The following is a 22,135-nucleotide window of genomic DNA, read 5'->3' as shown; positions in this document are numbered from 1 at the left end:
GGGCGTCCCTCCCGCGCGCCCGCGCACCCCCTCTTCGAAAGGCACCGCCATGTCCACTCCCGACGACCTCGGATTCGATCTCAAGAAGAAGCGCCGCTGGCCCTGGATCGCCGGAGCGGCCGTCGTCGTGGTCGGCGTCGCCTCCGCGATCGCCGTCCCGCTCCTCTCCCCCGCCGTCTCGGCCAACGAGCAGGAGGGCGCGACGCTCTACGTCGCGACCGCCGAGGGCAACGCCTCCGAGCAGGCCCTGGTCGACTTCGTCGCGAAGGAGGTGGCGCCGCGCTACGGCATCACCGTCGCCTTCAAGGGGCTCTCGGACAGCAACACCATCAACCGCGCGGTGAGCGAGGGCGAGGTCGCGGCCACGGTCTACCAGCACAAGCTCTGGCTGGGACAGGTGCTCGAGGCCAACCCCGACTTCGAGGAGGAGGCGGCCACCCCCGTCTTCCGCTGGGGCTTCGGGCTCTGGAGCGACAAGTACTCCGACGTCTCCCAGATCCCTGACGGCGGCACGGTCTCGCTCTACTCCGACCCCGCCAACGAGGCGCAGGGCCTCTGGCTGCTGCAGAACGCCGGCCTGATCACGCTGAAGCCGGGCACGGAGCCGGGCACCGCGACCCAGGACGACATCGCCGAGAACCCGAAGAACCTGCAGTTCACGCTGCTCGACTTCGCCGCCCAGTCGCGCGCGCTGCCGGACCTCGACGCGGCCGTCGGCTACACCGAGTACTACCTCGCCGCCGGCATCCCGATCGAGCAGCAGATCTTCGCCCCGCAGGCCCCCGACGACTTCGCCGGGCAGCTCACCATCGGCTCGAAGTACCGCGACACCGAGAACGTGAAGAAGCTCGTCCAGGCCTTCCAGGACCCGGCCGTGCAGGAGTTCCTCGCCACGGACGAGACGGTGAAGGGGATCCTGCTGCCGATCGACGGCTGAGCAGGGCCGGAGCGACGGGGTCGCCTGAGGAGTCGCGCGCGGCTTCTCGGGCGACTCGGCGTCTGCGGACGTAGCGTGGGCTCATGAACACGTTCACTCTCCACAACGGTGTCGAGATCCCCGCCCTCGGACTCGGCGTCTTCCAGACTCCGCCCGACGAGACCCGCGCCGCCGTCGCCGCCGCGCTCGACGCGGGGTACCGGCACATCGACACGGCGGCGGCCTACGGCAACGAGCGCGAGGTGGGCGAGGCGATCGCCGGCCGCGACGACGTCTTCCTCGAGACGAAGGTGTGGATCAGCGACTACGGCTACGACGAGACGCTGCACGCCTTCGACAAGAGCGCAGGCAAGCTCGGCGTCGAGCGGATCGACCTGCTGATCCTGCACCAGGCCCTGCCCGAGGCCTTCGACCGCACCCTCGACGCCTACCGGGCGCTCGAGCGGCTGCTCGCCGACGGGAGGGTGCGGGCGATCGGCGTGAGCAACTTCATGGTCGAGCACCTCACCCGCCTGCTCGCCGAGACCGACGTCGTCCCCGCGGTGAACCAGCTCGAGGTGCACCCGTACTTCCAGCAGCGGCGGGTCGAGCGCTTCGGCTGCGAGAACGACATCCTCACCCAGGCCTGGTCGCCGATCGGCGGCATCACCGCCTACCGCGACTCCCCGCGCCGCAGCTTCGACGACCCGGTGCTCCTCGAGCTCGGCGCCAAGTACGGGAAGACGGCCGCGCAGGTGATGCTGCGCTGGCACCTCCAGGAGGGCCGCCAGGTCATCCCCAAGTCGACCCGCCCCGAGCGCATCGCCGAGAACATCGACGTGTTCGACTTCGCGCTCTCCGGCTCGGAGCTCGCCCGGATCGACGCCCTCGAGGCCGGCGTGCGCGGCGGACCGGAGCCCGAGGCCGTCACGCTGGAGGCGTACGGCCGCGACATCCCCGAGGCGTGAGGAAGGCGCCCGCGACGGGAACACCGGAGCCGTCGCGGGCGTTGCCCTCACCATGAGCGTTCCCCTCTCCATCCTCGACCTCGCCCCCATCGCCCCCGGTGAGACCGCTCGCGACAGCTTCGCCGCCTCCGTCGCCCTGGCCCGGGAGGCCGAGCGGAACGGCTACCGCCGCGTCTGGTACGCCGAGCACCACAACATGGCGAGCATCGCCTCCAGCGCGACCTCGGTGCTCATCGCGCACGTCGCCTCGCAGACCTCCACGATCCGCCTCGGCTCCGGCGGCGTCATGCTGCCGAACCACTCCCCGCTCACCATCGCCGAGCAGTTCGGCACCCTCGAGACGCTGCACCCGGGCCGGATCGACCTCGGACTCGGCCGCGCCCCCGGCAGCGACCAGGCGACCTTCCGCGCGCTCCGCCGCGACCCCGACTCCTCCGAGCGCTTCCCGCAGGACGTGCTGGATCTGCAGGCATTCCTCGCCGGCGAGTCCCGCATCCCCGGAGTGAGCGCGACGCCCGGTGCCGGCACCCGCGTCCCCCTCTACATCCTCGGCTCCTCGCTCTTCGGCGCGCAGCTCGCGGCCGCGCTGGGCCTGCCGTACGCGTTCGCCTCGCACTTCGCTCCGGACGCGCTGCACCAGGCCGTCGCGGAGTACCGCCGCGGCTTCCGCCCCTCCGAGCAGCTCGACGCCCCCTACGTGATCGCCGGGATGAACGCCATCGCCGCCGACACCGAGGAGGACGCGCAGGAGCAGTTCGCGCAGATGAAGCGCGCCCGCCTGATGATGCTGCTGCGCCAGAGCGGGCAGATCCCCGTCGGCCAGACCTTCGACGACGAGGAGCTCGACGCCCTGCTCAGCGCGCCGATCGGCGCCCACGTCGCGAGCATGACCACCTACACCGGTGTCGGCACCGGCGACCAGGTGGCCGACTACACCGCCGACTTCGCCCGCTCCGCCGACGCCGACGAGGTCATCGTCGCCCACGCGTCGCTGCAGACGGAGGCGCGCCTGCGCTCGGTCGCGCTCCTCGCGCAGTCGAACGCGCGCGTCGCCGTCTGAGCCCGTCCGCAACCGAGGTCGAGCGGCCCGGCACCGGCCTGATGGCCACTGTCGGACGCTCCGGGCCTCGGTTGCGAACGGCCGGCCCTGCGCAGAGTGGGGGTCGGGCGGCGCACATCAGCGGACGCGAGCAGAAGTGAGCCTCTAACGGGGGCCACCTCTCGGGGCACGACCCCGGGAGGAGCGCGTCCGCGGTGCCAGGCTGAGCCCTGTGTCGACGATGACGGGCGAGCGGCGTGAGCCCGGGGACAGCCCTGCGCGGTCAGCGGCCCTGCTGCTGCGGGTCTGCGCGGGCGACCGGACCGCCTTCCGGCAGCTCTACTCGCTCACCGCGGGCAGGGTCGTCTCCGTCGCGGACGCGGTGCTCGACGACCGCGCCGCCGCCGAGGAGGTCGCGCAGGAGGTCTACCTCGAGCTCTGGCGCACTGCGCGCTCGCTCGACCCGGGCCGTCCCGTCCTCGCCTTCCTGGCCCAGGTCGCGCACCGCCGGGCCGTGGACCGCGCCCGGGCGGACCGGTCGGCGCGGCGCCGGGAGCTGCAGTACACGGTCCTCGACCGGCCGCGCGATCACGAGTGGGAGCGCTCGGACGTCCGGCTCGCCCTGGCGCCCGCGGCCGGCGCGATCCGGCAGCTCGCCGCCATCCACCACGACGTCCTCTACCTCGCCTACGTCCGCGGGTACAGCCACTCCGAGATCGCGGAGGAGCTGTCGATCCCGCTCGGCACCGTCAAGACCCGGCTGCGCGACACCCTCATCCGCCTGCACACCCACCTGCAGTCCGCCGGCCCGGCGGACCCGGACGGCGGACCGGGACGGCGCATCCGGCACTGACCGATGGCGCGGACGCCTCTGCACCACCGGGGTCGCACGCTTCCGGACCGTGTCCGGCCCGCTCAGCCCGCCTGCGTCGCGCCCGAGACCGCGAGCCCGACGATCACCGTCAGCACCGTCGTCCACAGTGCGATCGCGACGCCCTGCCAGAGCAGGATCCGCCCGCGGCCGACTCCGGCGCCCGCCAGCATCACGGCGGTGAAGTGCGTCGGGAGCAGCAGCGGCCCCAGCAGGCTCACGCCCGGGACGCCGTAGCGGGTGAAGGCCCGCTGGAACTTCTCGCGCCGCGGAGTCGTCCGCTTCGCCTCCGAGCGGCCCGTGATCGCCGAGCGGACGCCGGTGCCCAGCAGCACGAGCAGCGCCACGCAGACGAAGTTGCCGATCGCCCCGGCGAGCCCGGCGACGACCGGGTGGATGCCGCCGATGATCCCGATGCTCGCCGCTCCCTCGCCCTCGATGAAGGGGACGGCCCCGGCCGCGGCGACGACGAGGGGCTGCACGAGCTCGGGAACGCGGCCGATCAGGTCCTGGAATCCGAGGATCGCGTCGCTGATGATCGTCATGGTCGTGCCTTCCGGTTCGTGGCCCCGGCTCTCGGGACTCCTCCATCCGACCGTGTCCGCGCCCGCTGCGGCAGTGCCGCCGGGTCACCGCGTCCCGGGAGGATCGACGGCCCGAGGGGTGACAAGTGTCATGGTCGTAGCCTGGGCCGCATGGTGAACTCGACCGAGGCGGATCCGCCCGTGCGCGCGGGCCGCGGCGTCGCCGTGACCTGGTGGTACACCCTCGCGTCGGCCGCCTCCTTCGTGGTGATCGTCCTGGCCGTCTGGTCCGTGGCGGTGCTGAGCGCCGAGGCCGAGGAGTGGCGGAAGGGCGCCTACTTCCTGGGCGCGGCCGCCTGGGTCGCGGTGTTCTCGCCGACCGCGCTCGCGTACCGGCGCGCCGACCGCGAGGGCCCGGTGCGCCTCCGGGCTGTGCCGACCCTGGTCTTCTGCCTCGGAGTGGCGGCCGCGGCGCTCACCGGCACGGCCGCCGGGAGCCTCGCGCTCGGGCTCTCGCTCGCCGCGACCCTGGTCGCCGTGCTGCCCTGGCAGAGCGGGGTGCGGCTCCGGGTGATGGTGCTCTGCACGATCGTCCTCGCGGTCGCGGCGGTGCTCGAGCAGACGCGCGCGGCGCCGGACGCGTCGGCCGCGCTCTCGACCCTGCTGCTGTTCGCGACGCTGCTGCCCCTGACGGTCGTCAGCGCGCTGTGGTGGTGGGACATCGTCCGCGAGCTCGACCGGGCGCGTGCCGCCGAGGGCCGGCTCGCCGCCGCCCAGGAGCGCCTGCTGCTCGCCGGCGACGTGCACGACCTCCAGGGGCACCACCTCCAGGTGATCGCGCTGCAGCTCGAGCTCGCCGAGCGCCTCCTCGGCAGCGACCCGGATGCCGCTCTCGAGCAGCTGCGCGCCGCCCAGCGCTCGGTCGACGGCGCCCGCACCGGCACCCGCGAGCTGGCGACGCGCTTCCGCAGCGTCCCGCTCGCCGACGAGCTGGCCAACGCCGCCGACCTGCTCCGCTCGGCCGGGCTCCGCGTCGAGCTCGAGGTCGACCCGGCGGCGGCTCACGCGCCGGCCGAGACGCTCGGGCCGGTGGTCCGCGAGACGACGACGAACATCCTCAAGCACGGCGGCGGCTCCAGCGCGCGGCTGCGGCTCGCGCGGGAGCAGGACGAGTGGCGGTTCGAGGCGGTGAACGACCTGGCACCGGACGCGGAGGAGGCGGACGGGACCGGCTCGGGCGTCCTCGGCATGGCGGAGCGGGTCGAGCGGGCAGGGGGGACGCTGCGCGCCGGGGCGGTCCGCCGCTCCTTCGAGCTGGACGCGCGCCTGCCGGTGGGGAGCGACTCGTGATCCGGGTGCTGATCGCCGACGACGAGGACATGATCCGCACGGCGCTGGCCGCGCTCCTCCGCCTCGAGGAGGACCTCGAGATCGTGGGCGAGTGCCGCGACGGCGAGCAGGCGGTCGCGGAGGCGCTGCGCCTGCAGCCCGACGTGTGCCTGTTCGACGTCGAGATGCCCGGGCTCGACGGGATCGAGGCGGCGGAGCGGCTGCGCCGGGTCTCCGCGACGCGGGTCGTGGTCGTCACCCGGCACGCGCGGCCGGGGGTCCTGCGGCGAGCGCTCGGAGCGGGCGTCAGCGGCTTCCTGCCGAAGTCGCGCCGGGTCGAGGACGTCGCCGAGGTGATCCGTCAGGTCGCGAGCGGACGCCGCTACGTCGATCCGGAGATCGCCGCCGACGCCCTGGCGAGCACGCGCAGCCCGCTGACCGACCGCGAGCTCGACGTGCTCAGCGCCGGCTCCCGCGGCGAGACGATCGGCGAGATCGGCGCGGCGCTGCACCTCTCCTCCGGCACCGTCCGCAACCACGTCTCGTCGATCCTCCGCAAGCTCGACGTCGACACCCGCCAGCGCGCGGTCATCGAGGCCCGCGAGCGCGGCTGGATCTGAGCGCAGGCGCCGCGACGGCAGCCACTCCGCAGGAGTCGTCGCACTCGCGCTCGAGTGCGACGACTTCTGCGTTCTCGCGAGCGCCGCCGGGTCAGGCCGTCGGCGTCCAGATCCGCATCGTCGACGGTCCGCGGTTCGCCCAGCGGTGGTACGGCCGGAACTCCGCCTCGAAGCGGCGCCCCTCCTCCACCGGCACGGAGCCGTAGGGCCAGCCGGGAGCCGCCTCCCGCGCCACGAGGGACACGCGCGCTCCCTCCGCCGTCACGACGGGCGGCACCGAGGCGTCGACCGCGATGTGCTCGGTGTCCAGGCCCTCGGGCAGGTCGAGCGACTCGATCGCCAGCACGAACGGCCCGCGCTCGAGGGCGACCTGGCCGCGCACCGCATCGATCCGGGGGTGCGGGGCGACGAAGCGGGCCGTCATCGGCAGCGAGAGCCGCACGGTGTCGCCGGCGGAGAACGCCCGGCGGACGGTGACGGTCGGCGTCGAGACCGGCTCGCCGTCGAGCAGCGCCGAGCCCCGCGCGAACGGCGGGACCCGCAGCGTCAGCGCGAACTCCGCGTCCTCGAGGATCCGCACGACGATCTCGCCGTCGGCCGGGTACTCCGTCTCGACCCGCAGCGCGACGCCTCCGGTGCGCACCTCGTACGCGCCGTACTGGTGGAGCTGCACCCCGTCGTCGGTGGCGGTCGCGAAGCCGAGCTCCACGCTCGCCAGGGTGCGGGCGGTGTTGGTCGGGCAGCACGAGACCCAGAACCAGGGCGCGCGGAGGCTGGACTGCGCGCGGTCGGTCTCGCGCGACTCGTCCGGCGCCACTCCGTCGACGCGCTGCTGCAGCGTGTTCGTGTAGAAGAAGGCGCGGCCGTCGTCGCGGGTGGCGGGGAGCACCGCGTTCAGCAGCGTCCGCTCCATCAGGTCCGCGTAGCGGGGCTCGTTCGAGCCGAGCAGGAGCCGCCAGCTGAGCATCGTGGAGCCGATCGCCGCGCAGGTCTCGGCGTAGGCGCGGTCCGGCGGCAGCTCGTAGTCGGCGCCGAACGCCTCGTCCTGGTGGTGCGAGCCCATCCCGCCCGTGACGTAGGTGCGCCGCTCGACGGTCGCCTCCCACTGGCGGCGGACCGCCTCCTCCAGCTCGGCGTCGCCGGTCTCGACCGCGACATCGAGAGCCCCGGAGGCGAGGTAGAGGGCCCGCACCGCGTGGCCGCGCAGCACCTCCGCGTCGCGCACGGGCACGTCGTCCTGGAAGTACTCGGCGCCGAACGCGATCGGCTTCAGCGTCCCCGTCCCGCGCCGCTCCACGAACAGGCGGGCCAGCTCGAGGTAGCGCTCCTCCCCCGTCGCCCGCGCCAGTTCGGCGAGCGCCGGCTCGATCTCGGGGTGGCCGCACACGGCGACCCTCCCCTCGGGCCCGAACTCGCGGTGCACGTGGTCGGCGAGCCGTCGGGCGACCTGCGGCAGGAGGTCGTCGTGCCCGGTGCGCAGCCGCGCCACGGCGGCCTGGATCAGGTGCCCGAAGCTGTACAGCTCGTGGCCCCACTCCAGGTCGGAGTAGCGCGCACGCTGGCCGGGCCGGCCGAAGCTCGTGTGCAGGTAGCCGTCCGGGTCCTGGGCGGAGGCGACCCGCGCGACGAGGTCGTCGTACCGCTCCTGCAGCCCGGCGTCGTCGCTCCGGCCGAGCTCCCAAGCCATGGCCTCGAGGAGCTTGTAGACCTCGGAGTCCACGAACTCGATGCCCGCGTGCGCGTCGCCGCCCTCGGCGGACGAGATCGAGCCGTCGGCCGCACGGTCGAAGTTGCCGGCCCAGCCGACGCGCTCGATCCACGAGCGGCAGTGCTCGATGACGGCGGAGGAGTTGAGGTCCTGGTAGTGCTTCCAGAAGCCGCCGGTGAGGCGGATCTCGTCCTGGCGGAGCGGCCGGAGCACGCTCCGCGAGGGGGCGACCGGGCCGCCGAGGGCGGTGGCGGTGGGGGCGGTGAGGGTCACGGTGTCTCCTTGGAGGGACGGGTCAGTCCTTGACGGCGCCGGCGGTGACTCCCGCCGAGACGTACCGCTGGGCGACGACGAGGAGGACGGCGGCCGGGAGCGAGGCGACCACGGCGGTCGCCATGATCGAGTTCCACTCCTGGTTGTTGTTGCCGATGTACTTGTAGATGCCGAGGGTGATCGGCTGGAGCTTGCCGCCGCTGTCGAGCGTCGAGGCGAAGATGAAGTCCGACCAGGCCCAGAGGAACGCGAACAGCGAGACGGTGACGACGGAGTTGCGGCTGATCGGCATGATCACCGAGGTGAAGGTGCGCCAGGCGCTCGCTCCGTCCATCCGGGCCGCCTGGGTGAGCTCGTCGGGGATCCCCGACATGAAGGCCGTGAAGATCAGCACGCCGAACGGCACCGCGATGGTGGAGTCGGCCACGATCAGGCCCGGGATCGAGTTGAGCAGCCCCAGGTTGAGGTAGATGGCGTAGAAGCCCATCGCCATGATGATCGCCGGGATCATCTGCGCGATCAGCAGCACGAACGAGAGGGCCTGCCCGCCGCGGGGCCGCAGCTTCGCCAGCGAGTAGGCGGCGGGAGCGGCGATCGCCACGGTCAGCAGCACCGTGCCGAGGCCGACGACGAGGCTGGTGCCCAGGTAGGGCAGCTGCTCGCTCAGCACCGCCTGGTAGCCGGTGAACGTGGGCGAGAACGGGAACCAGTCCGGCGGATCCTTCCGCATCGAGCCGGTCGGAGTGAGGGAGACGTTGATCATCCAGTAGACGGGGAACAGCATGACCGCCGTGAGGGCGATCCCGACCACCGTCAGGTACCAGGGGCGTCGGGCGGTCACGAGTCGGCCTGCTTCCGCTGGACCCGGATGTACACGAGGCCGAAGACGAGGGCCAGGATGATCAGCAGGTTGCCGACGGCCGCGGCCGGTCCGAAATCGGGCAGCATCGAGCCGAAGCCGAGCTGGTACGTCCAGGTGGCGAGCGTGGTCGAGGAGTCGGCGGGGCCGCCCTTCGTCATGATCCAGATGATGTCGAACACCTTCAGCGTGTAGACGAGGCCGAGCAGGATCGTGATCGCCGACACCGGCCGCAGCAGCGGCAGCGTGATCCGCCAGAACTGCTGGGCGCCGGTCGCGCCGTCGAGCGAGGCCGCCTCGTAGAGGTCCTGCGAGATGTTCTGCAGGCCGGAGTAGAGGATCACCAGGTTGAACGGGATGCCGATCCAGATGTTCGCGATCAGGACCGCGATCAGCGAGGTGGTCGGCGAGGTGAGCCAGTTGATCTGGCCGATCCCGAACGACTCCAGGAACGCGTTCACGATGCCGGAGTCGCTGTTGAGCATCCACGACCAGGTCGAGGCCGAGACGATCAGCGGCAGGAGCCACGGCACCAGGAACAGCGCCCGGAGCGTGCTCGCGAGCGGGAAGCGGCGGTAGAAGAACACGGCGAGCGCCAGCCCCAGCGTGAACTGGAAGAGGAGCGAGACGCCGGTGAAGACCGCCGTGTGCAGCAGCGCCGGGCCGAAGGTCGCGTCCTGGAACACCTGGACGTAGTTGTCGAACCAGACGAAGGGCGCGTTCCCCTGCACGAACGAGCGGACCGTGTAGTCCTTCAGGCTCAGCTCGAGGTTGCGGTAGAGCGGGAACGCGTAGAAGACGAGCAGGTAGGCGACGAGCGGGGCGAGGAACGCCCACGCGACCAGGCGGCCGCCCTCGGGGCGCCGGCGGCGCCGACGGCTCTCGGCGGCCGGGGCGGGCGGGGCCGGCGGCTCGGTGCCGCGCCGCAGGAAGCGGGCGGTCTCGGTGGCAGTGGTCATGGTCTCTCCCGTCCCCCCGGCCGGTGCGCGGAGCACCGGCCGGGGGGACCTCGTTCGGGGAGCGGGAGCCCCCGGTCGTCCTACTTCGTGGCGGATTCGGCGGCCGACTGGGCGGCCTTCAGGGCGTCCTCGGGAGACTGCGAGCCGCTGAGCACGGTCTGCACCGCGCCCCACAGCTGCTCCGAGATCTTCGGGTACTTCGTGCCGAGGTCGTCCGAGGTGCGGCCCTTCGCGGCCTGCACGGCGGTGACCCACGGCTCGAGGTCGGCGTTGCCGGCGACCTGCTCCTGCTGCGCCTCGGCCGTCGGCGCGATGTACGAGAGCGTGTTGTCGGTCGTGACCAGGCTCTCCGTCGAGGTCAGGCACTCGGCGATCTGCTTCGAGGTCTCGTAGCGCGCCGTGTCCGACTGCACCGGGAGGGTGAGGAACTCGCCTCCGGTCGGTGCGGGGGCCGCTCCGCCGTCCTTCGACGGGATGGTCAGGACGCCGTAGTCGATGCCCGAGGCCTTCGCGTTGGCCAGCTGCCAGGTGCCGTTCTCGCCGAAGGCGTACTCGCCGGTCTCGAACTCCTGCCAGCTCGTGGTCTGCGTGTTGCCGATCACGGAGTTGGGCGCGTAGCCCTTCTCGAGCCAGTCGCTCCAGAGCGAGACGGCGTCGACCGCGGCGGGCGAGTCGAGGTCGGTCAGCTCGGCGCCGGAGCCCCAGAACCACGGCAGGAACTGGAAGGTCCCCTCCTCCGTGCCGATGCCGGAGAACGTGATGCCCTTGCCGCCGGAGGCGGTGACCTTCTCGAGCGCGTCGGTCAGCCCGGCCCAGTCGGTGATGGAGGCGGCGTCCACGCCGGCCTTCTCGAGCACGGCCTTGTTGTAGTACAGCGCGAGCGTGTTGGCGCCGATCGGCACGCCGAAGGTGTCGCTGCCGGTCTGGCCGGCCGCGAGGATGTTCGCGTCGATCCCCTCGGTGGAGAGCCCGGACTCGGCGGTCGTGGTCAGGATGCCCGACTCCGCGAGCGTCGAGACCACGGGGTTGTCGACGAGCAGGAGGTCGGGCGAGTTGCCCTGCTGCCCGGCGAGCAGCGCCTTGTTGGTCAGGTCGGTGGTGTCGTAGCCGGTGCGCTCGACGGTGACGCCGGCCTCGGTCCCGCAGGAGTCGATGAGCTTCGCCCAGTCGGACGACTCGTCGAACTGGGGGTACGGGTCCCAGAACGTGTAGCTGCCTCCCGCGGCGGAGCCGGAGTCGCCCCCGGTGCCGCTCGCGCAGCCGGTCAGTGCGGCCGCGGCCGTTCCCAGCAGGACGGCGGCGGCGAGGCCCCGAGCGTGCTTCCTCGTCTTCACGGATGATCCCTTCGTCGTTGACGGATTCCTCGGCAGTCGTCCCGATCGTCTACGCCGGGCCGAAACTACTTTCTGTCGGGTAAACCTAGGCAGGGGCGGTCAGCGCGTCAAGAGATGCGACCTTTTCGGTCTTTTCGGTTTTTCGCCGAAGTCGTGCGAGGATCGACGCGGCGGCCCGCCGGGCCCGGAACGGAGGCGCGGTGCCACCACGCAAGCCCACCGGCACCATCACGCTCACCGACGTGGCGGCCGCCGCCGGCGTCTCGATCGCCACCGCCTCCAAGGCGCTCAACGGCCGCGACCAGGTGCGCGCCGAGACCCGCCAGCGCGTGCTGGACGCCGCCGAGGCCCTCTCCTTCACCCCGAACCCGTTCGCGCAGGCCCTCAACTCCCGGCGCACGGGCACGATCGGGATGCTCACCAACGATCTCGACAACCGCTTCGTGCTCCCCGTGCTGCTCGGCGCCGAGGACGCGTTCGGCGCAGGATCGACGTCGGTGCTCCTCTGCGACGCCCGCGGCGACTCGATCCGCGAGCAGCACCACATCAAGAACCTGCTCGCCAAGCGCGTCGACGGGATCGTGGTGCTCGGCCGGACGACGAACCCGCGCCCCTCGATCACCCGCACCATCCCGGTGCCGGTCGTCTACGCCTACGCGCCCTCGGAGGATCCGCGCGACTCCTCCTTCACGCCCGACAACGTGCAGGCCGGCGTCCTCGCCGCCCGCCACCTGATCGAGCGCGGACGGACCAGGATCGCCCTCGTCAACGGCGAGCCGAGCTACACCGCCGCGCACGACCGCGCCCGGGGCGTCGAGCAGGCGCTGACGGAGGCGGGGCTCCCGCTGGTCGGCGGCGGCGTCCTCTTCGGGCAGTGGTCCGAGAGCTGGGGCCGCCAGTGCGCCGAGACGCTGCTGCGCGCGCATCCGGACCTCGACGCGATCATCTGCGCGAGCGACCAGATCGCCCGCGGCACCCTCGACCACCTGCGCGAGACCGGCCGGCGGGTTCCGCAGGACGTGGCCGTCGTCGGCTTCGACAACTGGGACCTCCTCGTCGAGGCCGCCCGCCCGCCGCTCTCGAGCATCGACATGATGCTCGACACGCTCGGCCGCGCCGCCGCGGAGGAGCTCTCGAACGCGATCCACGGACGTCCGACCGCGGGCGTGCAGGCCATGCCCGTCCGCCTCGTGCCGCGGGAGTCCTCCGGCTGACGCCGCCCTCCGCGAGAACGCGGACGTCGTCGCACTCGAGCTCCGGAACGACGACTCCTGCGTTCCCGCGACGTGCCGACCGGGGCTCGCGGAATCATATGTTGACGCCGCGCTCTCGGATGTGTACTTTCCAGTTATACGAATAACCGAGACCACGAGGAGGTGGGTCATGGCCGGACGGACGGCGACGATGAGGCAGGTCGCGGAGCGCGCCGGCGTCTCCCAGGCCACCGTGTCCCTCGTGCTCAACAACGCTCCCGGCAACCGCGTCACCGAGGCCACCCGAGCCCGCGTGATGGAGGCGGTCGAGGATCTCGGCTACCGCACCAACGCCTTCGCGAAGTCGCTCCGCAGCGGGCAGTCGGGGATGATCGGCTTCGTCTCGGACGAGGTCGCCAGCTCCCCCTTCGCCGGCCGCCTGCTGAAGGGCGCGCAGATGCGGGCCTGGGAGAGCGGCCACATCATCCTCAGCGTCGACACCTTCGGCGAGCGCGCCCTCGAGGAGTCGGCGATCGACATGATGCTGTCGTACCGCGTGCTCGGCGTCATCTACGCCTCGATGTACCACCGCGTCGTCGAGGTGCCGGAGGCGCTGGGCGACGTGCCCACCGTGGTCGTGAACGCGCAGTCCGCCGGCGGGCGCTTCTCGAGCGTCTTCCCGGACGAGGAGGAGGGCGGGTACACCGCCACCCGCCAGCTGACCGGCGCCGGCCACCGCCGCATCGCCTACATCGACATCCAGCCCGCCGACAGCGACCTCCCTGCGGGTGTCGGACGGCGGGCGGGCTACCGCCGCGCCCTCGAGGAGGCGGGCCTCACTGTGGACCCCCGCCTCGTCCGGCACGGCTCCGGCGGCACCGTCGAGGACGGCCTCGCCCTCACCGCGGAGCTCCTCGACGAGGCCGATCCCCCCACCGCGATCTTCTGCGGCAACGACCGCACCGCCTGGGGCGCCTACCGGGCTCTCGAGGCGCGGGGCCTCCGCGTGCCCGAGGACTGCTCCATCGTCGGCTTCGACGACCAGGAGACCCTCGCCTCCTACCTCGACCCCGGCCTCACGACCGTCGCGCTCCCCCACGAGCGCATGGCCCGCGACGCCGTCTCCCTCCTCCTCGCGGAACCGCGCGAGGAGCCCCGACCCCATCCCATCCATTGCTCACCGGTCCTCCGCGGATCGGTGACGAGTGCAGAGGTGCGCGCATGACGACGATGAAGTCCGCCCCCGGGATCCCCCGGCCACGGCGCCTCCTGAGCCCGAGGCAGCGCCTCGGCTCCGCTGCGAGGCGCGCCCTGCGCTCCTGGCAGTTATACGTACTACTGACCCCGGCGCTCGTCTTCGTGGCGCTGTTCAAGTACTGGCCGATGTACGGCGCCCAGATCGCCTTCCGCGACTACAACCCGTCGCTCGGCTTCTCGGGCAGCCCGTGGGTGGGCCTGGACAACTTCACCCGCTTCGTCTCGTCGTTCCAGTTCGGGCGCCTGATCGAGAACACCCTGACGGTGAACGCCCTGGGGCTGCTCATCGCCTTCCCGGTGCCGATCGTGCTCGCGCTGATCGTCAACCAGCTGCAGAGCGAGCGGTTCAAGAAGTTCACGCAGACGGTGCTCTACTCGCCGTCCTTCATCTCGGTCGTCGTGGTCGTGGGCATGATCCACCTGCTCTTCTCGCCGCGGTCCGGGATCGTGAACAGCGCGATCGTCGCCCTCGGGGGAGAGCCGGTGTTCTTCATGGGCTCGCCGGACTGGTTCCGGCCCCTCTACATCGGCTCCGACATCTGGCAGAACGCCGGATTCTCGATGATCGTCTACCTCGCCGCCCTCACCGCGATCGACCCGGCTCTGCACGAGGCCGCCCGCGTCGACGGAGCGAGCAAGTGGCAGCGGATCCGCCACATCGACATCCCGGGCATCCTGCCGGTGATCACGATCCTGTTCATCCTGGCGATCGGCAATCTCTTCAACCTCGGATTCGAGAAGGTCCTGCTCATGCAGACCGACCTCAACCTCCCGACCTCCGAGGTGATCCAGACCTACGTCTACAAGGCGGGGCTGCAGCAGGCGCAGTTCAGCTACTCGGCCGCCATCGGCCTCTTCAACTCCCTGATCAACCTCGTCCTGCTGGCGACCTTCAACCAGGTCGCCCGCCGTGCGGGCCAATCGAGCCTCTGGTGACGACGCCATGACACAGACCATCCACCCCGACCGCGCCGTCCGCGAGCCGTCGGCACCGACTCCCCCTCGCCGCACCGCCCCGGCGAAGCGCACCGGACGGTACGCGGACCCCGTGTTCAACACGATCGCGATCGCCGTCCTGCTCCTGGCGATCGTCGCGATCGTCTACCCGATGTACTTCATCGTGATCGCCTCGTTCAGCGAGCCGTCGCAGATCCTCAACGGGAACGTCTGGCTGTGGCCGGCCGGCTTCACTCTCGAGGGCTACGGGCGGATCTTCTCGGACGGCGCGATCTGGCAGGGCTTCGGCAACTCGGTCCTGTACACGGTCGTCGGCACCGCGATCAGCGTCAGCACGATCCTCTGCGCGGCCTACGCCCTGTCGAGGAAGGACCTCTACGGGCGGACCGTCTTCCTCCTGATCTTCATCCTCACGATGTTCATCGACGGAGGCCTGATAGCCCGCTACCTGGTGGTGCGCGACCTCGGGATGCTGGACACGATCTGGGCCGTGGTCCTGCCCGGCGCGGTCGGGGTCTGGAACCTGATCATCGCCCGCGCCTTCTTCGAGAACAACGTGCCGGGCGAGCTGCGCGACGCCGCTCAGATGGACGGCGCGAGCGACTTCCGCTTCTTCTTCAGCATCGTCCTGCCGCTGTCGAAGCCGCTGATCTTCCTCATGATCATGATCCACCTCGTGGCCAACTGGAACGCCTTCTTCGACGCCCTGATCTACCTCGACGACGAGAGCAAGTACCCGCTCCAGCTGGTGCTGCGCAACGTCCTGATCCAGTCCGAGGTCACCTCCGCAGGCGGCTCCGGAGCGATGGACTCCTACGCCGCCGCCCAGCGCCTGGGCGAGCTGATCAAGTACGGAATGATCGTCGTCTCGACGATCCCCCTCTTGATCGTCCTGCCCTTCATGCAGAAGCACTTCACCAAGGGCGCCCTTCTCGGCGCCGTGAAGAGCTGACCCTCCACCCCTCCCGCACCACCCTTTCGACAAGAGGAACACGAACGATGAGACACCGCAGTTTCTTCACCACCACCGCACTCGCCCTCTCCGGCGGACTGCTCCTGGCCGGCTGCACGACCGGCGGCGGGAACGACCCCGTCCAGGACCGCTCGAGCGAGGTCGGCTTCAACGAGACCGGCCTGCCGATCGTCGACGACACGCTGTCGCTGACCTTCGGCGGCACCAAGTCCGCCCTGTCCCCCGACTACTCCTCGATGCAGCTCGTGCAGCAGTGGGAGGAGGACACCAACATCTCGATCGACTGGAAGAACCTCCCCGAGCAGGTCTACGCCGAGAAGAAGAACCTCCTCCTCGCCAGCGACGACGTGCCGAACGTGCTGTTCAACTCGGGCCTCACCGACGCCGAGATCGTGCAGTACGGCGAGAACGGCACGCTCCTCCCGCTCGAGGACCTGATCGAGGAGCACGCGCCGACCCTCTCCGCGATCCTCGAGGACCGGCCCGACATCCGCGCCGCGCTCACCGCCTCGGACGGCCACATCTACACGCTGCCCTCGGTCGAGGAGCTCGGGATCCTCCAGTACCCGAACTTCCTCTTCATCAACACCGCCTGGCTCGACGCGCTCGGCCTCCCGATGCCGACGACGATCGAGGAGTACCGGGTCGCACTCGAGGCCTTCAGAACCGGCGACCCCAACGGCAACGGCAAGGCCGACGAGATCCCGCTGTCCTTCCGCACCGACTCCTTCTGCGGCAACCCGCACGACCTGATCGCGGCGCTCGGCGGCCAGCCGGAGAACAACGACCACCGCATCGTGGTCGACGGGAAGGTGCAGTTCACGGCCGACACCGACGGCTACAAGCAGGGCGTCGAGGCGCTCTCCGACTGGTACGCCGACGGGCTCATCGACCCCGAGTCGTTCTCGCAGGACGACGTCGCCTTCCTCTCCAAGGGCAAGGCCGACACCCCGGTCCTCGGCTCCTTCTTCTGGTGGGAGGCGAAGGAGATGGTCGGCGAGGACCGCCTCGGCGACTACGCGATCCTCGGCGTGCTCGAGGGCGTCGACGGCGAGAAGCGCGCCAGCGTCACCAGCAACCAGGAGATCAACCGCGGCGCGATGGCGATCACCCGCTCCAACGAGTACCCCGCCGCCACGATGCGCTGGGCCGACCGCCTCTTCGACCCCGAGATGAGCGCCCAGAGCAGCTGGGGACCCCTCGGCATCACGCTCCAGAAGGACGAGGCCACCGGCCTCCTCGTGCAGATCCCCGCCGCCGCCGGCGAGGCCGAGGGCGAGCGCCGCCAGAAGGTCGCCCCGGGCGGCCCGAAGATCACCACCGAGAAGGACTTCGAGACCGTCGTGGCCCCCGAGCCGCGCGCGAAGGAGCGCCAGGACCTGGTGAACGAGTACTACCTCCCCTACAAGGCGAACGACGCCTACCCGCCGGTGATGCTCTCGAACGACGAGCTCGACCGCGTCTCGTACGCGCTGACCGACATCAACACCCTGGTGAAGGAGAAGTTCGCCGCCTGGATCGTCAACGGCACCGTCGACAGCGAGTGGGACTCCTACGTCTCGCAGCTGGAGTCGATGGGCGCCTCCGACGTGACCGCGACGTACCAGCAGGCCTACGACCGCTTCCAGAACGGCGGCGAGTAGTCCCCGGGGGCGCGGGCGGCAGCCGCCCGCGCCCCTCGTCCGGCCGCACCGAACCCCTCTCCTCAGGAGCCCTTGTGACCATCACCACGACGACCGACGCCTGGCGTCCGTCCGCCCACTTCACCGCCCGATCCACCTGGCTGAACGACCCGAACGGGCTCCTCTTCCACAACGGCACCTACCACCTGTTCTTCCAGAACAACCCGACCGGCAGCACCTGGGGCAACATGTCCTGGGGCCACGCGACCTCGACCGATCTGGTGTCGTGGAGCGAGCAGCCCGTCGCGATCCCCGTCCTCGACGGCGAGATGGCCTTCTCCGGCAGCGCCGTCGCCGACGTCCGCAACACGGCGGGCTTCGCCGGCCCCGGCGAGACGGCCCTCGTCGCGGTCTACACGGCCGCCCGCGACGCCCTCCCGGACGGCACCGGGGCCTCGCAGGCCCAGGCGCTCGCCTACAGCGTCGACGACGGCGCCACCTGGACCCGGTACGCGGGCAACCCCGTCCTCGACATCGGCTCCGCGGAGTTCCGTGATCCGAAGGTCTTCTGGTTCGGCGGGGACGACGGCCACTGGGTGATGGTCGCCGTCGAGGCGGTCGACCGCCGCGTCGCGGTCTACACCTCGCCCGACCTGATCGCGTGGACCCGGCGCTCCCACTTCGGCCCCGCCCATGCCACGGGCGGCGTCTGGGAGTGCCCGGACCTCTTCCCGCTGCGCGTGCGCGGCACCGACGAGGTCCGCTGGATGATGATCGTGAGCCTCAACCCGGGCGGCATCGCCGGCGGCTCCGGCAGCCAGTACTTCCTCGGCGACTTCGACGGAGCCGAGTTCACCGCCGACCGGCTCAGCGCGTCCGAGGACCCCGCCGACTACGACTGGCTCGACTACGGCCGGGACTACTACGCGGCCGTCTCCTTCAACGATGCTCCTGAGAGTCGCCGCCTCACGATCGCGTGGGCCAGCAACTGGGACTACGCGAACGAGACGCCCACCGGCCCGTGGCGCTCGTCCATGTCGCTCGTGCGCGAGCTCGACCTCGTCCGCGGGGCCGACGGCCGTCTCCGCCTCGCGCAGCGGGCGGTCCTGCCGACCGGGCCGGCGTCCCGCGACGTCCGCGTCTTCGACGTCGACGTGTCCCGCCTCCCCGGCGACCGCACCGAGCTGCGCCTGCTCACCGGCACGACCGACGACGAAGTGGTGCTCACGGTCGACGGCGACGAGGGAGTGCTGACCTGCGACCGCACGCGCAGCGGCGCGGTGGACTTCGCGGCGTCCTTCCCCTCGGTCGACTGGGCTCCGCTGCCCGCGCCGGACGAGTCGGGGCGGATCCCGGTCCGCATCGTCGTCGACGCCTCGGTGGTCGAGGTGTTCCTCGGCGGGGGTCTCAGCACCCTCACCCAGCTCGTCTTCCCGTCGGCGCCGTTCACGACGCTGCAGGTCCGCGCGGCGGCGGAGTGAGCGGCCCCGGCTCGGGCTCCGGCCCGCGCGTCCTCGTCGTCGGCGAGACCGTCGTCGACGTCGTCGAGCGGAACGGGAGCCGGTCGGAGCACGTCGGCGGCTCGCCCGCGACCGTCGCCGTCGCGCTCTCCCGGCTCGGCCGCTCCGTCCGCTTCGCCACCGCCCTGGGCGACGACGAGCGCGGACGCCGGGCCCGAGCGCACCTGGAGGAGTCCGGAGTCGCGGTGTCGGCGCCCGCGCGCGGCACCACGTCGACCGCGGCGGCGGTCATCGGCGCCGACGGGTCGGCCCGCTACGACTTCGACCTCAGCTGGGACCCGGACCGCATCGATCCCGACGGAGCCGCGCACCTCCACACCGGGTCGATCGCCGCCTTCCTGCACCCCGGCGCGGACGCGGTCGCGGACCTGCTCGACCGTCTGCCGCCCGGGACCTCCGTCAGCCTCGACCCCAACATCCGGCCCGAGGTGCTCCCTCCGCGCGCCGAGGTGCACCGCGTCCTCGAGCGGCTCCTCCGGCGCTGCGATCTGGTGAAGCTGAGCGACGAGGACGCCGAGTGGCTCCACCCCGGCGACTCCGTCGACGCCGTCCTCGACCGCCTCCTGGCCGCCGGCCCTTCGCTGGCGGTCGTCACGCGGGGCGGCGAGGGGATGGTCCTCGCGTCCCGCCGGGCCCGGGTCGTCGTCCCCGCCTCCCGCATCGCTGTCGCGGACACCATCGGCGCCGGCGACACGGCGATGGCCGGGCTGATCGACGCCCTCCTCGACAGCGGGACCACCGCTCTCGACGAGGACGCCCTCCTCGCGGCGGGCCGGTGGGCGGCCCGGGCGGCGGGAGTCACCGCCTCCCGCATCGGCGCGGACCCGCCCTTCCGAGCCGAGCTGGCCGGGGTCTGACGGCCGGGCGGAGCGGACCCCGGCATCGAGCGGACGCCCGCGTTCCGAGCAGAGCGGTCACGCACTCCTCGCATGCCGCCTTCCGCCCCGAGACACTGCCCCTACCGCGATGTCCCGGCGATCGGAGCGGCGTCTCGACGCACGAGCGGGCCCGACGGCACCGGGGTACTCCCGTGTCAGGAGCAGTGCGTGCTCACCCGGACGCGCACCCGCCTCCTGCCCCGACACCGCCCCGCATCCGAGACGCCGCCTGCTCAGCGGTGTCCCGACACTCGGAGCGGCGTCTCGACCCACGAGGGGGCCTGCACGCAGCGGCGAGGACACCGGAGAGACGGGCGGAGCGCGATCGAGGGCGCAGACGTGCGCCGGACCCCTCGGGAGTCCGGCGCACGACCTGGCGGTGATCAGCTTCCGGTGATCAGCCGGGATCAGCTCCCGGTGCGCTCACCGCGTCGTCGGAGGGTGAGGAGCATCAGACCCCCGCCGAGCAGGGCGAGCAGGCCCAGCACTCCGGCGGTCGCCGTCGCTGCGGCGTCCACTCCGGTCGAGGCGAGAGCCGGACCGCGGGGACCGTTCGACCCGGACACGGGAACGACCGCGGCGTGGGAGGGCGCCGGTCGCGGCGCTGTGGTCGCGGTCGGAGTGGGCGAGGCCGTGGGCGTCGCGGTCGGCGTGGTGGTGGGGGTCACCGTCGGCGTGGTGGTGGGAGTCGCCGTCGGAGCCACGGTCGGGGTCGCCGTCGGCGTGGTCGTCGGCGTGACCGTCGGCGTGACCGTCGGAGCCACGGTGGGCGCGATCGTGGGAGTCACCGTCGGAGCCACGGTGGGCGCGATCGTGGGAGTCACCGTCGGAGTGACGGTGGGCGTGACCGTCGGAGTCACCGTCGGCACGACGGTGGGGGTCACCGTCGGGGTGACGGTGGGAGTCACGGTCGGCGTGACGGTCGGGGTGACAGTGGGCGTGACCGTCGGCGTCACGGTCGGAATGACTGTCGGAGTCACAGTCGGCGTCACGGTCGGCGTCACGGTCGGCGTCACAGTCGGCGTCACGGTCGGAGTCACAGTCGGCGTCACGGTCGGCGCGACGGTGGGGGTCACGGTCGGCGTGACGGTCGGAGTCACGGTCGGCGTCACCGTCGGGGTCACGGTCGGGGTCACGGTCGGCGTGATGGTCGGGGTCACCGTCGGAGTGACCGTGGGCGTCACGGTCGGAGTGACCGTCGGCGTCACGGTGGGCGTGACCGTCGGGGTCACGGTCGGCGTCACGGTCGGCGTCACGGTCGGCGTCACGGTCGGCGTGACCGTCGGGGTCACGGTCGGCGTCACGGTCGGCGTGACCGTCGGGGTCACGGTCGGCGTCACGGTCGGCGTGACCGTCGGCGTCACGGTCGGCGTGACCGTCGGAGTCACGGTCGGCGTGACCGTCGGAGTCACGGTCGGCGTCACGGTCGGCGTCACGGTCGGGGTCGCCGTCGGCGACGGTCCGCCGTCGGAGGGCTCGCAGCCCGGCTCGGTGAAGTCGTTGGAGTCGAGCGTGACCGCTCCCGTGCGGGCCAGTGCGCGGCCCTCGACGGAGACGCCCGTCGTCACCGTGATCGAGGCCGAGGCGAGCACGGAGCCCACGAAGTCCGAGTCGGTGCCGAGCGTCGCGGAGCTGCCGATCTGCCAGTAGACATTGCAGGCCTGCGCTCCGTTGATCAGGGCCACCGTGCTCGACGAGGCCGTCGTCAGCGTCGACGCGGCGCGGATCACGAAGACCGCCTCGTTGACGCCCTCGGCGTCGAGCGTGAGCGTCCCCGTCACTCCGACCGGTCCGGCCGCGGTGTAGACCCCGGGCTTCAGCGTGCTGCCGCCGATCTCGGCGTCGATCTGCGCGGTCGTCGCCTGCGAGGCGAGCTGTCCGTAGGCGGTGCCCACGTCGGCCTGGGCCTGAGCCGCCTCCGCGTCTCCGCGGTGGATCACTCCGTCTGTCCGCCCGGGCGGGAACCCGGTGACGGCGGTCAGCGGGCTGACCCCGACGCTCTGGTCGAGGACGCTCGACCCCGTGTTCGTCACGGTCGACGCGGCCAGGACCGAGTAGTCCTCCGCCGTGCCGAGGTCGGGAGCAGTGGCCGCCTGCGCCGAGACGCCGGCGAAGAGCGCGGCGCCGACGACGGCGAGGACGACACCCGTCCCGATCGCCCCTCTTCTGCGGTTCTGCCGATGACGGCGGAGCGAGGTACGAGAGGACACGTGCGGCATGAGGCCAGCGATCTGCCCACGTCAGCGTGAGCTCAATAACCCGAGGTGGGAGGCTCGAACCGTAGGTCGCGCTCCTCGCCCGCGTCTACGCCGCGACCCTGACGGGGGGCAGGATC

The 22,135-nt window shown here is 71.8% G+C and carries 19 protein-coding genes; 13 read left to right on the top strand and 6 right to left on the bottom strand.

The genetic code is table 11. The features are described from left to right. Positions 1 to 49: 49 nt before the first annotated feature. The 4 genes from GTU71_RS12720 (at position 50) to GTU71_RS12705 (ending at position 3,776) form a co-directional block, all read left to right on the top strand. Positions 50 to 937: a MetQ/NlpA family ABC transporter substrate-binding protein gene (locus GTU71_RS12720; RefSeq protein WP_104257783.1), complete on the top strand. Its 888-nt coding sequence runs from the start codon at positions 50 to 52 to the stop codon at positions 935 to 937. An 83-nt stretch (positions 938 to 1,020) separates the two neighbouring features. Next, positions 1,021 to 1,884 (top strand): aldo/keto reductase, encoded by an 864-nt coding sequence (locus tag GTU71_RS12715; RefSeq protein ID WP_104222706.1) that lies wholly within the window; start codon positions 1,021 to 1,023, stop codon positions 1,882 to 1,884. A gap of 52 nt (positions 1,885 to 1,936) precedes the next feature. After that, positions 1,937 to 2,944, top strand: coding sequence for an LLM class flavin-dependent oxidoreductase (locus GTU71_RS12710; protein ID WP_159940335.1), 1,008 nt, complete (start codon positions 1,937 to 1,939; stop codon positions 2,942 to 2,944). Positions 2,945 to 3,164: 220 nt separating this feature from the next. Then, positions 3,165 to 3,776, top strand: coding sequence for a sigma-70 family RNA polymerase sigma factor (locus GTU71_RS12705; RefSeq protein ID WP_244230696.1), 612 nt, complete (start codon positions 3,165 to 3,167; stop codon positions 3,774 to 3,776). Positions 3,777 to 3,838: 62 nt separating this feature from the next. On the opposite strand, the gene GTU71_RS12700 is transcribed toward GTU71_RS12705, so the two are convergent. Further along, positions 3,839 to 4,339: a small multidrug efflux protein gene (locus GTU71_RS12700; RefSeq protein WP_104225805.1), complete on the bottom strand. Its 501-nt coding sequence runs from the start codon at positions 4,337 to 4,339 to the stop codon at positions 3,839 to 3,841. 150 nt (positions 4,340 to 4,489) lie between these two features. Between GTU71_RS12700 and GTU71_RS12695 the strand changes: the two genes are divergently transcribed. Both GTU71_RS12695 and GTU71_RS12690 read left to right on the top strand, forming a co-directional pair. Then, entirely contained in the window at positions 4,490 to 5,668 is a 1,179-nt protein-coding gene (locus GTU71_RS12695; protein WP_159940331.1) for a histidine kinase, read from the top strand. Beyond that, complete coding sequence (locus tag GTU71_RS12690; RefSeq protein ID WP_104222701.1) at positions 5,665 to 6,267, top strand: response regulator transcription factor; 603 nt, start codon at positions 5,665 to 5,667, stop codon at positions 6,265 to 6,267. The genes GTU71_RS12695 and GTU71_RS12690 overlap by 4 nt, the downstream gene beginning before the upstream one ends. A 91-nt stretch (positions 6,268 to 6,358) precedes the next feature. Here the strand turns inward: GTU71_RS12690 and GTU71_RS12685 are convergent, their stop codons facing one another. The 4 genes from GTU71_RS12685 to GTU71_RS12670 all read right to left on the bottom strand — a co-directional run bounded on the left by GTU71_RS12685 (position 6,359) and on the right by GTU71_RS12670 (position 11,400). Continuing rightward, entirely contained in the window at positions 6,359 to 8,248 is a 1,890-nt protein-coding gene (locus GTU71_RS12685; protein ID WP_159940329.1) for a beta-L-arabinofuranosidase domain-containing protein, read from the bottom strand. Between the two features lie 22 nt (positions 8,249 to 8,270). Continuing rightward, positions 8,271 to 9,089 (bottom strand): carbohydrate ABC transporter permease, encoded by an 819-nt coding sequence (locus GTU71_RS12680; RefSeq protein ID WP_104222699.1) that lies wholly within the window; start codon positions 9,087 to 9,089, stop codon positions 8,271 to 8,273. Beyond that, positions 9,086 to 10,066: a sugar ABC transporter permease gene (locus tag GTU71_RS12675; protein ID WP_159940327.1), complete on the bottom strand. Its 981-nt coding sequence runs from the start codon at positions 10,064 to 10,066 to the stop codon at positions 9,086 to 9,088. Before GTU71_RS12675 ends, GTU71_RS12680 begins: the two co-directional genes overlap by 4 nt. Positions 10,067 to 10,146: 80 nt before the next feature. After that, positions 10,147 to 11,400 carry an extracellular solute-binding protein gene (locus GTU71_RS12670; RefSeq protein WP_159940325.1) on the bottom strand — a complete coding sequence of 418 codons (1,254 nt, stop codon included), beginning with the start codon at positions 11,398 to 11,400 and terminating at the stop codon, positions 10,147 to 10,149. Positions 11,401 to 11,600: 200 nt separating this feature from the next. Here GTU71_RS12670 and GTU71_RS12665 point away from each other — a divergent pair, with 200 nt between their 5' ends. From GTU71_RS12665 to GTU71_RS12635, 7 genes are all read left to right on the top strand, one after another. Continuing rightward, positions 11,601 to 12,614, top strand: coding sequence for a LacI family DNA-binding transcriptional regulator (locus GTU71_RS12665; RefSeq protein ID WP_104225800.1), 1,014 nt, complete (start codon positions 11,601 to 11,603; stop codon positions 12,612 to 12,614). A 169-nt stretch (positions 12,615 to 12,783) separates the two neighbouring features. Further along, a complete protein-coding gene (locus GTU71_RS12660; RefSeq protein WP_104282809.1) occupies positions 12,784 to 13,818 on the top strand; it encodes a LacI family DNA-binding transcriptional regulator in 1,035 nt (344 codons plus the stop codon). Between the two features lie 134 nt (positions 13,819 to 13,952). Further along, positions 13,953 to 14,786 (top strand): ABC transporter permease subunit, encoded by an 834-nt coding sequence (locus GTU71_RS12655; RefSeq protein WP_244230552.1) that lies wholly within the window; start codon positions 13,953 to 13,955, stop codon positions 14,784 to 14,786. A 7-nt stretch (positions 14,787 to 14,793) separates the two neighbouring features. Next, positions 14,794 to 15,759, top strand: a complete 966-nt coding sequence (locus tag GTU71_RS12650; protein WP_104268804.1) for a carbohydrate ABC transporter permease — start codon at positions 14,794 to 14,796, stop codon at positions 15,757 to 15,759. A gap of 47 nt (positions 15,760 to 15,806) precedes the next feature. Next, on the top strand, positions 15,807 to 17,423 hold the full coding sequence (locus GTU71_RS12645) for an ABC transporter substrate-binding protein (RefSeq protein WP_159940322.1): 1,617 nt from the start codon (positions 15,807 to 15,809) through the stop codon (positions 17,421 to 17,423). Between the two features lie 74 nt (positions 17,424 to 17,497). Next, positions 17,498 to 18,883: a glycoside hydrolase family 32 protein gene (locus tag GTU71_RS12640; protein WP_159940320.1), complete on the top strand. Its 1,386-nt coding sequence runs from the start codon at positions 17,498 to 17,500 to the stop codon at positions 18,881 to 18,883. Then, positions 18,880 to 19,779, top strand: coding sequence for a PfkB family carbohydrate kinase (locus GTU71_RS12635; RefSeq protein WP_159940318.1), 900 nt, complete (start codon positions 18,880 to 18,882; stop codon positions 19,777 to 19,779). Before GTU71_RS12640 ends, GTU71_RS12635 begins: the two co-directional genes overlap by 4 nt. A gap of 428 nt (positions 19,780 to 20,207) precedes the next feature. Here the strand turns inward: GTU71_RS12635 and GTU71_RS16495 are convergent, their stop codons facing one another. Continuing rightward, positions 20,208 to 22,010: an ice-binding family protein gene (locus tag GTU71_RS16495; protein ID WP_244230551.1), complete on the bottom strand. Its 1,803-nt coding sequence runs from the start codon at positions 22,008 to 22,010 to the stop codon at positions 20,208 to 20,210. Positions 22,011 to 22,135 lie beyond the last annotated feature (125 nt).

Source organism: Rathayibacter sp. VKM Ac-2762, assembly GCF_009866585.1.
Lineage (GTDB): Bacteria > Actinomycetota > Actinomycetes > Actinomycetales > Microbacteriaceae > Rathayibacter.
Note: the sequence above shows the minus strand (reverse complement) of the source record. Positions and strands in the feature narration are given on the sequence as shown.

Bases quoted from the DNA above. Each gene is read 5' to 3' on its own strand.
- GTU71_RS12645 (WP_159940322.1), top strand. From the start codon at position 15,807: ATGAGACACCGCAGTTTCTTCACCACCACCGCACTCGCCCTCTCCGGC.
- GTU71_RS12660 (WP_104282809.1), top strand. From the start codon at position 12,784: ATGGCCGGACGGACGGCGACGATGAGGCAGGTCGCGGAGCGCGCCGGC.
- GTU71_RS12710 (WP_159940335.1), top strand. From the start codon at position 1,937: ATGAGCGTTCCCCTCTCCATCCTCGACCTCGCCCCCATCGCCCCCGGT.
- GTU71_RS12675 (WP_159940327.1), bottom strand. From the start codon at position 10,066: ATGACCACTGCCACCGAGACCGCCCGCTTCCTGCGGCGCGGCACCGAG.
- GTU71_RS12715 (WP_104222706.1), top strand. From the start codon at position 1,021: ATGAACACGTTCACTCTCCACAACGGTGTCGAGATCCCCGCCCTCGGA.
- GTU71_RS12650 (WP_104268804.1), top strand. From the start codon at position 14,794: ATGACACAGACCATCCACCCCGACCGCGCCGTCCGCGAGCCGTCGGCA.
- GTU71_RS12720 (WP_104257783.1), top strand. From the start codon at position 50: ATGTCCACTCCCGACGACCTCGGATTCGATCTCAAGAAGAAGCGCCGC.
- GTU71_RS12700 (WP_104225805.1), bottom strand. From the start codon at position 4,339: ATGACGATCATCAGCGACGCGATCCTCGGATTCCAGGACCTGATCGGC.
- GTU71_RS12705 (WP_244230696.1), top strand. From the start codon at position 3,165: ATGACGGGCGAGCGGCGTGAGCCCGGGGACAGCCCTGCGCGGTCAGCG.
- GTU71_RS12695 (WP_159940331.1), top strand. From the start codon at position 4,490: ATGGTGAACTCGACCGAGGCGGATCCGCCCGTGCGCGCGGGCCGCGGC.